The 5,328-nt window shown below is 44.7% G+C and carries 3 protein-coding genes; all 3 read left to right on the forward strand.

What is annotated here, in order from left to right:
- On the forward strand, positions 1-1,662 hold a 1,662-nt coding region (gene tet, locus DWX23_RS24630; RefSeq protein WP_122376444.1), incomplete at its 5' end, for a tetracycline resistance ribosomal protection protein.
- Positions 1,662-3,980, forward strand: a complete 2,319-nt coding sequence (locus DWX23_RS24635; protein WP_004291467.1) for an ATP-binding protein — start codon at positions 1,662-1,664, stop codon at positions 3,978-3,980. The genes tet and DWX23_RS24635, both read left to right, overlap by 1 nt.
- Positions 3,973-5,295, forward strand: coding sequence for a sigma-54 dependent transcriptional regulator (locus DWX23_RS24640; RefSeq protein ID WP_004291471.1), 1,323 nt, complete (start codon positions 3,973-3,975; stop codon positions 5,293-5,295). The genes DWX23_RS24635 and DWX23_RS24640 overlap by 8 nt, the downstream gene beginning before the upstream one ends.
- The last annotated feature ends 33 nt before the right edge of the window (positions 5,296-5,328 follow it).

Here is a 5,328-nt window from a genome sequence, read left to right on the forward strand (position 1 = left end):
TTCAAAATGCTTGATGGAGCAGTCCTCATCTTATCCGCAAAGGAAGGCATACAAGCGCAAACAAAGTTGCTGTTCAATACTTTACAAAAACTGCAAATCCCGACAATTATATTTATCAATAAAATTGACCGTGACGGTGTGAATTTAGAGCGTTTGTATCTGGATATAAAAACAAATCTGTCTCAAGATGTCCTGTTTATGCAAACTGTTGTCGATGGATCGGTTTATCCGGTTTGCTCCCAAACATATATAAAGGAAGAATACAAAGAATTTGTATGCAACCATGACGACGATATATTAGAACGATATTTGGCGGATAGCGAAATTTCACCGGCTGATTATTGGAATACGATAATCGCTCTTGTGGCAAAAGCCAAAGTCTATCCGGTGCTACATGGATCAGCAATGTTCAATATCGGTATCAATGAGTTGTTGGACGCCATTTCTTCTTTTATACTTCCTCCGGCATCAGTCTCAAACAGACTTTCAGCTTATCTCTATAAGATAGAGCATGACCCCAAAGGGCATAAAAGAAGTTTTCTTAAAATAATTGACGGAAGTCTGAGACTTCGAGACGTTGTAAGAATCAACGATTCGGAAAAATTCATCAAGATTAAAAATCTAAAGACTATTTATCAGGGCAGAGAGATAAATGTTGATGAAGTGGGTGCCAATGATATCGCGATTGTAGAAGATATAGAAGATTTTCGAATCGGAGATTATTTAGGTGCTAAACCTTGTTTGATTCAAGGATTATCTCATCAGCATCCCGCTCTCAAATCCTCCGTCCGGCCAAATAAGCCCGAAGAGAGAAGCAAGGTGATATCCGCTCTGAATACATTGTGGATTGAAGACCCGTCTTTGTCCTTTTCCATAAACTCATATAGTGATGAATTGGAAATCTCGTTATATGGTTTGACACAAAAGGAAATCATACAGACATTGCTGGAAGAACGATTTTCCGTAAAGGTCCATTTTGATGAGATCAAGACTATCTACAAAGAACGACCTATAAAAAAGGTCAATAAGATTATTCAGATCGAAGTACCACCCAACCCTTACTGGGCCACAATAGGGCTGACTCTTGAACCCTTACCGTTAGGGGCAGGGTTGCAAATCGAAAGTGACATCTCCTATGGTTATCTGAACCATTCTTTTCAAAATGCCGTTTTTGAAGGGATTCGTATGTCTTGCCAATCTGGTTTACATGGATGGGAAGTGACAGATCTGAAAGTAACTTTTACTCAAGCCGAGTATTATAGCCCGGTAAGTACACCTGCTGATTTCAGACAGCTGACCCCTTATGTCTTCAGGCTGGCTTTGCAACAGTCAGGTGTGGACATTCTCGAACCGATGCTCTGTTTTGAGTTGCAGATACCCCAAGTAGCGAGTTCCAAAGCTATTACAGATTTGCAAAAACTGATGTCTGAGATTGAAGACATCAGTTGTAATAATGAGTGGTGTCATATTAAAGGGAAAGTTCCATTAAATACAAGTAAAGACTATGCCTCAGAAGTAAGTTCGTACACTAAGGGCTTAGGCATTTTTATGGTTAAGCCATGTGGGTATCAAATAACAAAAGACGGTTATTCTGATAATATCCGCATGAACGAAAAAGATAAACTTTTATTCATGTTCCAAAAATCAATGTCATTAAAATAATGGAGCGGTCAGGAAATTTCTATAAGGCAATACGGTTGGGATATATACTTATCTCCATTCTTATCGGATGTATGGCATATAATAGCCTCTATGAATGGCAGGAGATAGAAGCATTAGAACTTGGCAATAAAAAAATAGACGAGCTCCGAAAAGAAATAAACAATATCAATATTCAAATGATAAAATTTTCTCTATTGGGTGAAACAATACTGGAATGGAACGATAAAGATATCGAGCATTACCATGCACGGCGTATGGCAATGGACAGTATGCTCTGCCGTTTCAAGGCCACCTATCCAGCAGAGCGCATCGATAGTGTGCGCAGTCTTTTAGAGGATAAGGAACGACAGATGTTCCAGATAGTCCGGTTAATGGATGAACAACAATCTATTAACAAGAAGATAGCCAATCAAATTCCGGTTATTGTACAGAAAAGTGTGCAGGAACAGTCCAAAAAGCCAAAACGAAAAGGTTTCTTAGGCATATTCGGCAAAAAAAAGGAAGTAACTCCAGCAGTATCAACCACTATCCTTCATTCGGTCAATAGAAACGTAATCAGCGAACAGAAAGTGCAGGATCGCCAATTGTCGGAACAAGCCGACAGCCTTGCAGCTCGTAATGCAGAACTTAACAGACAACTGCAAGAATTGATTTGCCAAATAGAAGAAAAGGTACAAACCGAACTGCAAAGCCGGGAAAACGAAATAGTTGCCATGCGTGAAAAGTCATTTATGCAAGTAGGCGGTTTAATGGGATTCGTTCTTCTATTGTTGTTAATTTCCTACATCATCATACATCGTGATGCAAAAAGCATTAAACAATACAAGCACAAGACAACTGATTTGATAAGGCAACTGGAACAATCCGTACAACGGAACGAGGCACTGATAACGTCAAGGAAGAAGGCGGTACATACTATCACCCATGAACTGCGCACACCGCTGACAGCAATAACAGGCTATGCCGGACTGATACGGAAAGAACAGTGTGAGGATAAGTCCGGGCAGTATATCCAAAACATACTGCAATCCTCCGACCGTATGCGGGATATGCTTAACACTTTGCTTGACTTCTTCCGCCTGGACAACGGCAAGGAACAGCCCCGTCTGTCACCCTGCCGGATTTCAGCAATCACGCACACACTTGAAACGGAGTTCATGCCTGTTGCCGTGAACAAAGGGCTGTCCTTGTCCGTGAAGACTGGACACGATGCCATTGTATTGACCGACAAAGAGCGAATAATACAAATCGGGAATAACCTGCTGTCAAACGCTGTCAAGTTCACAGAAGAAGGCGGTGTTTCTTTGATTACTGAATATGATAATGGAGTTCTGACACTGGTCGTTGAAGATACAGGTACAGGCATGACAGAAGAGGAACAGAAACAAGCGTTCGGTGCGTTTGAACGTCTATCAAATGCCGCCGCAAAGGAGGGTTTCGGGCTTGGGCTTGCCATAATGCGTAATATTGTGTCGATGCTTGGCGGAACAATCCGTTTAGACAGCAAGAAAGGGAAAGGCAGTCGTTTCACAGTTGAAATTTCTATGCAGGAAGCTGAAGAACAGCTTGGATATACAAGCAATACACCTGTTTATCATAACAATAAATTCCATGATGTTGTCGCCATTGACAATGATGAGGTATTACTTCTGATGCTGAAAGAGATGTATTCCCAAGAAGGAATACACTGCGACACTTGCACCGATGCTGCGGCACTGATGGAAATGATACGCCAGAAAGAATACAGCCTGTTGCTGACAGACTTGAATATGCCCGATATAAACGGTTTCGAATTGCTGGAACTGTTGCGTTCGTCCAACGTGGGCAATTCACCAACAATCCCGGTGGTTGTGGCAACCGCTTCGGGCAGTTGTAACAAAGGGGAACTATTGGCAAAAGGCTTTGCCGGATGCCTGTTCAAACCGTTCTCCATATCGGAACTGATGGAGGTTTCCGACAGGTGTGCCATAAAAGCGACACCGGACGGGAAACCGGACTTTTCCGCCTTATTGTCCTATGGCAATGAAGCCGTCATGCTGGAAAAGTTGATAACTGAAACAGAAAAGGAAATGCAGGCGGTACGGGATGCAGCAAAAGAAAAAGACCTGCAAAAGCTGGATTCCCTGATCCACCACCTGCGCAGTTCGTGGGAGGTGCTCCGTGCCGACCAACCGCTGAATGTACTTTACGGATTGCTTCGTGGCGATGCTCTCCCGGATGGTGAAGCGTTAAGCCATGCCGTGACTGCCGTGCTGGATAAGGGAGTGGAAATAATACGGTTGGCAGAAGAGGAAAGGAGAAAATACGAAGATGAATAAGACAAAAATAATTGTGGTGGAAGACAACATCGTGTATTGCGAATATGTCTGCAATATGCTGTCACGGGAGGGCTACCGCAATATGAAGGCTTACCACCTCTCAACCGCGAAGAAACATCTGCAACAGGCAACAGATAATGATATCGTGGTTGCCGACCTGCGTCTGCCTGACGGCAGTGGCATAGACCTTTTGTGCTGGATGCGAAAGGAGGGAAAGATGCAGCCCTTCATCATTATGACCGACTACGCCGAAGTTAATACCGCCGTGGAAAGCATGAAACTCGGCTCGATAGACTATATTCCCAAACAGCTTGTGGAGGATAAACTTGTCCCCCTGATCCGTTCCATACTGAAAGAACGTCAGGCAGGACAACGCCGTATGCCTATATTCGCCCGTGAAGGTTCCGCCTTTCAGAAAATCATGCACCGCATAAGGCTGGTAGCCGCCACCGATATGAGCGTGATGATATTTGGTGAGAACGGCACGGGCAAGGAGCATATTGCCCACCTGTTGCATGACAAGAGCAAACGTGCAGGCAAGCCATTTGTGGCGGTGGACTGCGGTTCACTCTCCAAAGAGCTTGCACCGTCGGCTTTCTTCGGACACGTCAAAGGTGCATTTACAGGTGCGGACAATGCCAAGAAAGGATATTTCCATGAGGCGGAAGGCGGCACGTTGTTTCTGGACGAGGTAGGAAACCTCGCGTTGGAAACCCAACAGATGTTGCTCCGTGCCATACAGGAGAGGCGGTATCGCCCGGTCGGAGACAAGGCAGACCGGAATTTCAATGTCCGCATCATCGCTGCTACCAATGAAGATTTGGAGGTATCGGTGAATGAAAAGCGTTTTCGGCAGGATCTTCTGTACCGCCTGCACGACTTCGGGATAACCGTTCCTCCGTTGCGTGACTGTCAAGAAGACATTATGCCGCTGGCAGAGTTCTTCCGTGATATGGCAAACAGAGAGCTGGAGTGTAGCGTGAGCGGGTTCAGTTCCGAAGCACGTAAAGCGTTGCTGACACACGCATGGCCGGGCAACGTGCGGGAACTTCGGCAGAAAGTTATGGGTGCTGTATTGCAGGCGCAGGAAGGTGTTGTCATGAAAGAGCATCTGGAACTTGCCGTGACGAAACCGACCTCTACTGTCAGCTTCGCCTTGCGCAATGACGCGGAGGATAAGGAGCGGATATTGCGTGCGTTGAAACAGGCAAACGGCAACCGGAGTGTCGCCGCAGAACTGCTCGGCATAGGCAGGACAACACTATACAGCAAACTTGAAGAGTATGGACTTAAATATAAATTCAAGCAATCATAGCCCGTAATTCACTGAATTTGGCTATCTTTGCAT

It is taken from the genome of Parabacteroides sp. AF18-52 (genome assembly GCF_003479145.1).
GTDB classification, from domain to species: Bacteria; Bacteroidota; Bacteroidia; order Bacteroidales; family Tannerellaceae; genus Parabacteroides; species Parabacteroides faecis.